Raw genomic sequence first — 5250 nt, forward strand, 5'->3', positions numbered from 1 at the left:
CCGTTAGCAAGGTATTGAGCACAAAATAACGGGGCCGCCCGTGCGGTAGGCTTTTGGCAACTCTAAAGTACAGATCATCATGCACATTCGCTATTTTATTGCGGGGCCGCCCGTGCGGCATTGACATCGCTAAAGCGACGCTGGATTGGGCGGTTTACGACGGCAAAAAAATAGTTTTGCAAACTACTACCTCTAACACCATCGCAAGTATCAAGACCGCCTTGCGGCTCTTAAAGGCACTGCCTAGGTGGACCCCCCAACGAGCCATCTTCTGCATGGAACACACTGGTATTTACAATGCTCACTTGCTTGACTTTCTTCAAAAATTACACTTCCCTATCTGGTTAGAGTCATCGCTGCAAATCAAAAAAACGGGCGTCTGCAACGGGGTAAGACCGACCGCCAGGCGGCCCTGTCGATTGATGCCCAGCGTATCGCTGAGTACGCTTTTCGCTTCCGCGATCAGCTTCGTGTCTGGGAACCGCCCCGTCAAGTGGTTCAAAAGTTAGCTTTGCTAATCGCTGCCCGTCAGCGACTTATCAGCGTCTATGACCAACTGGCTGGTCCATTGGCGGAGCAACAGGGTTTTATCGACCCGGCCCTGCAAAAACAACTCAGCAAGAGTTGTCAAACTGATGCAAAGCGGTTGAGAAATCTATTGAAACTCTCATTGAAGCCGATCCACGTCTGAGCCAACTCTTTGAGTTGGTCACCTCGGTTCCTGGCATCGGGCAGGCTACAGCTACTGAGATCGTCATCGCCACTAACGAGATGAAGACCATTACTGACCCTAAAAAAATGGCCCGCGCGGCGTCCGCTGCCATGCTGGGGTTGCCCCCTTCAATTATCAATCAGGTAGCAGCGTTCAAGGGCGACCCGGCGTGAGTCAGCATGCTCGTAAACGGCTCAAGTCATTGTTTCACTTAGGTGCTATGGCGGCTATCCGAGGGAAGGGCGAGTTGCAGGATTATTACCAGCGTAAAGTCAAAGAGGGCAAGAAAAAAATGCTGGTATTGAATGCCATTCGCAACAAACTCATCCATCGTATCTACGCGGTAGTAGAGCGGGGTGAAAAATATGACAAAAATTATGTGAAATCGTTTACATGAACCATAGAAATCGGACCGTTTCTAGAACCATTCGCAAGGATACCCTATTCAACCCAGTTAAGCAGCTACTATTTTGACTAGAATCACCAGGTAATAATATAAGACGATAAAAGTAACTTTATTTGACTAAAACTTTAAATAAGATCATGATTTGAACGCGGCTTAAGTTATATAGAAATTAAGTCCAATTATGCATTCGTGTATTATTTGAGCATGTGAAATTTTTGCATTATTAAACAGCCATATACCATGCCCATGTATGGTCCTGCTTCGCTGTCCTTACAGATGGTTCTAAAAACTTGCCTACATTTGGTCATAATTTGCTAAGCGTTACCCGATCTAGTGAGGCAATTGCTATCCTGCAGCTGACATTGCACAGTTCAGAACCTTCCTAACTAACATAGATGCGCCGCGATCATTACTGGATTATCCAACTGTCAGAAGATGGTTGAAAATTACTAATGGGCACGAACAGCAATCAGTAGCCCCAATAATAGGACTGCTTTTAACGTATACCAAGCAGCCCAAAAGCCATCTTTTTGAAAGTTCCCAAAATTGTGACCTTAACCCGTTAATGTGCCTTTTACTAGGCAATGTTGAAATATGTTTTTACCATATTAGCTGATTAATAACAGTCTTTGTTAAAACTCCCAACAAAACTATGTTGAATGTAATAAAAATTAATAACTAGCAAAGCGGAAATTATCTAACTACTTATTAAATTTATTGTATCCCCGTTTGTTAGATAGTTAATAAACTTAAGGAGTGTTTTCCAATTGAAGAAATTATCTATTATACAATTCTTTTTTAAAAAGAAACAAATCTTGAATTTACTTTTTTCATAGAAAAATTAAACAAATGGGTTCTGACGAACGGCAATTTTACCAAATTCTCACGATTAGCAGTTCCATACTCTTTATACTACTTTACATTTGGCTAGTCAAATTAATGCCATCTTACGCAGCTGCAGTAACCTTCTATGGAACGATCATTCAATTTTTGATATTGGTGGCATATGGCCACAAAGATGATAATTGAAAGATGTGTTATCATATAGAGTGAAAAACAAGTTTATTAATTCATAATTGGTTTCAGTTTGTTCCAAAATACGTCGAAATGAAGTAAAGTTACCTGAAAATTGCACCCGTTAACACCTCCCAGATTTTACCTATTATTAGGGGCATTCTTAAAGGTTCAGCGGCTATTTGTTACAGTATATCCTCGTGTGGTCTTTTGAAGGTATACTGTGCACTATGTTTTTTACGCATATTTAACCCCTGTCAGTTTTAACGGTAATAACCACCTTGGCAAATCGCAATTATGATAGTAAGTAATCAATAGTCAATACTATAGGTGATCAGGTGATCGTTATTTCGAAAGAATTTCAGATAACAAAGCTGGATATTGTTGATGTCGATTTGCGCCGGGACAAGGAAGAAATCCGATCTGCAACTTACTGGTTGAGCGCCCTTAAAGTTATCAAGGAACCGAACTGTTCACTAATTTAAAAAAAAGCTAGGCCACATTACCAGCAACATTCCCGCTTTCTTATGATCAATTTTAATTGATACAACTACGAGGAGTTGATCATTTCGGGGTTGACCCCCTCCTGGTCAGTTTGAGCACAAGTCATGGTCTACATTAAGCCGCTTTCTTTAAGTGTAAAAGATAAGTACGTATAGAAGGCCCCCTCAAAAGAATTGGTTGTGTATAAAGAATTCACAATTTGATCGTATACCGTCAATGGCTTTACATTTTCCTGGGTTGTCAACAACTTAAGCTATAGTTTAAAACCTGCTCCCTATGTGAGCAGGTTTTTTTATCTAGTAAATTCTGCATTTGATGAGACAAATTTTAACTCAGGTGTCTATTATCGAATAAATAACTGCGGTTATAGCAGGAGGCTAGCTTTAGCTTGATCAACCTGCTGACTTAAGTTCTTTTAGGCAACCTCCGGCACTCACTGGTCTTTTCAATCAACTAGCCTTTAGCCAAATATGGCTATACAGCCAATAAAAATCGCCCGGTCACTCACTTATATATAAAAAGAGTGATCGTGTACTTTTACTTCACAGTACGCCTTCTGTACCCGGTTTACGTCCGGAGTAGGCGCGTAGCACGGGGCACTGCTTACCCGTTTTGTCATCTGCCCCTCAAAACTGATGGAAAAAACAACTTCAATTCTCGATATTGCCTTTTAGTGTTGGAAACCTACTAAGGGCCATTCTTTTTCACCAACTTAATTTAGACCGAAACTGACAAGTTTACCGCGATCGATTCAACGAGCTAGTTCTTCGGCGGACGAGGCAGCCATTAAAGCCGAAAAATTGCAGTTGGACATAAAAGAAATCGCTGAGCGTCTTAGCGAATAAATTCATTTTACGAGCTTACCGAAGAAAAACAGGGTCTATCTCATCGCTTGATAAGGGCGGCTACCATTTTAATGTTGGGAGAAATTTAAGCCACTAGGCTGGCGAGCAGTCATCTGGCTCTATCGAGTTAGCATTTAGACAAAGCTGTCAATTTGCCAACTCTGCTGATGCTGGACTTTAATAGGCCGCTAATAAATGGGGTTGTAGTATTACAAACGGCTTCGTGAGACGGCACACTACCCGTTGTTCCCCAGCTACCGCAAGTTACCAGCTTTCGCAGTGTGTATCACCATTCGCTACGCTCGGCAGAACAGCTTAAGTACGGGAAAGACATACTGGCCAGCTGACCCACCTCTTTTCTGGATGTCACAGGTCCTAACAATTTGTTTATGGGCGATGCCGCTCGCTATTGGAACAAGAGGTTTATACCTTTTGCTCGCTACTTTGCCCGGCATTGCCGGTTAGTCAGTCGAGTAGCCCATGTAAGTATTTACCTGTGTACCGAGCGAGGGCGAGCTACCTGCCTACTGGTAGGCACGCGCCAGTCCAAGTTAGGGCTAGTCTTGGAAGCCTCTCCTGTTGCAGGATCGATTGACACGGATCGGGTTACTCAGTCTAATCACGCTAGTATACCATTGTGAAATCACTATAGGGTTACCTTTAAGTACATATATAAGTCCTATACTACTTTTCCGTAAAACCCCGTGGATGCTTTTTGATTGAGCCACTCTGTATTGATCGCATCATCAACATTAACCTTCCCCATGAACGCCCTGTCTTTAGCGTTTGTCCGCAATTAATATACCGCCTCAACCAAATGAGCATTCGCAGTAATCGCCACACAATGGTCGTATACGGCGATCTGTATGCCAATCAACTCGGGATAGATAAACCCTCAGGCCCCCAATCCTCTGACAAAGACAGAGTAATGGACTTTCATATCACATTTGAGCGCAACAATTATGACACTAAGTGGCGAGAAATGACCCCTCTACGGTTTACTAATTAAACACTTTTCTGGGGCCTAAGGGCCGATTGGCTTTACGCGCTTTTCCACTACTATAGGCTTAGGCAGAAGCGGCCCATGGGCGGGCCCATACGCTTGAGCCGGCGGAACGGTCGGTGTCTTTTTCCAAGCCGTGGCCAGTTTTCGATACACCCTTACGCCCCCAATGGGGGGCAGGAAACGGGCCGCTCGGAGCCGCGCCGCTAAACGCTTAGAAACGGTGCGTCCCTGGATGTAGCGCTCGGCCACCAAGGCGGCAATGGGAGAGGCCACATCTCCCCCCCAGCCGGCGTTTTCCACAAAGACAGCTACCGCAATTTTGGGGGCATTCATGGGGGCAAAGCCCACAAAGATTGAATGATCGTACTTAGCCCCGTATTTGGCATTTTGCGACGTCCCCGTTTTGCCACACATCTCCAGCCCAGGCAAATTAGCCGATTTAGCACTACCATTCACAACCGCCCGGCGCATGCCATCAATGACCGGCAGGTAATAGGGCCGGTCGATGCCGGTTGAGTGCCGCAAGCGGTATTGAGCCGGCAGTTGAACGCCAGCCTGGCCAAAGCCCCGGATATAATGGGGCGTGATGAACCACCCCCGATTGGCAATGGCCGCGGCCAGATTAGCCAGTTTCAACGGGGTAATCAACAGTTCCCCCTCCCCGATACTCAAGGAGGAAACATACGAAAACTTCCAGCGATTAGCGCCCTTGTACATCCTATCATAGTAAGGTACATCAGGCAGGTTGCCCCGCCGCTCGCTG

At 44.7% G+C, this 5250-nt stretch carries 4 protein-coding genes and 1 pseudogene; 4 read left to right on the plus strand and 1 reads right to left on the minus strand.

All coding sequences use genetic code 11. The annotated features are described in order from the left end of the window. Positions 1 to 98: 98 nt before the first annotated feature. The 4 genes and pseudogenes from ACYVK4_RS07625 (at position 99) to ACYVK4_RS07640 (ending at position 1109) form a co-directional block, all read left to right on the plus strand. On the plus strand, positions 99 to 509 hold the full coding sequence (locus ACYVK4_RS07625) for an IS110 family transposase (protein ID WP_461126904.1): 411 nt from the start codon (positions 99 to 101) through the stop codon (positions 507 to 509). A 196-nt stretch (positions 510 to 705) separates the two neighbouring features. Continuing rightward, positions 706 to 885 (plus strand): hypothetical protein, encoded by a 180-nt coding sequence (locus ACYVK4_RS07630; protein WP_461126901.1) that lies wholly within the window; start codon positions 706 to 708, stop codon positions 883 to 885. Then, positions 867 to 917 (plus strand): annotated as a pseudogene (locus ACYVK4_RS07635) (hypothetical protein); the annotation flags it as partial. The gene ACYVK4_RS07630 and the pseudogene ACYVK4_RS07635, both read left to right, overlap by 19 nt. A 15-nt stretch (positions 918 to 932) precedes the next feature. Beyond that, positions 933 to 1109, plus strand: a complete 177-nt coding sequence (locus ACYVK4_RS07640; RefSeq protein ID WP_461126902.1) for a hypothetical protein — start codon at positions 933 to 935, stop codon at positions 1107 to 1109. 3396 nt (positions 1110 to 4505) lie between these two features. Here ACYVK4_RS07640 and ACYVK4_RS07645 read toward each other — a convergent pair. After that, positions 4506 to 5250: penicillin-binding transpeptidase domain-containing protein (locus tag ACYVK4_RS07645; RefSeq protein WP_461126903.1), on the minus strand; the 745-nt coding region annotated here is incomplete at its 5' end.

It is taken from the genome of Spirosoma aerophilum, from assembly GCF_054782495.1.

Coding starts and splice junctions, on each gene's coding strand:
- ACYVK4_RS07640 (WP_461126902.1), top strand. CDS start 933: ATGGCGGCTATCCGAGGGAAGGGCGAGTTGCAGGATTATTACCAGCGT.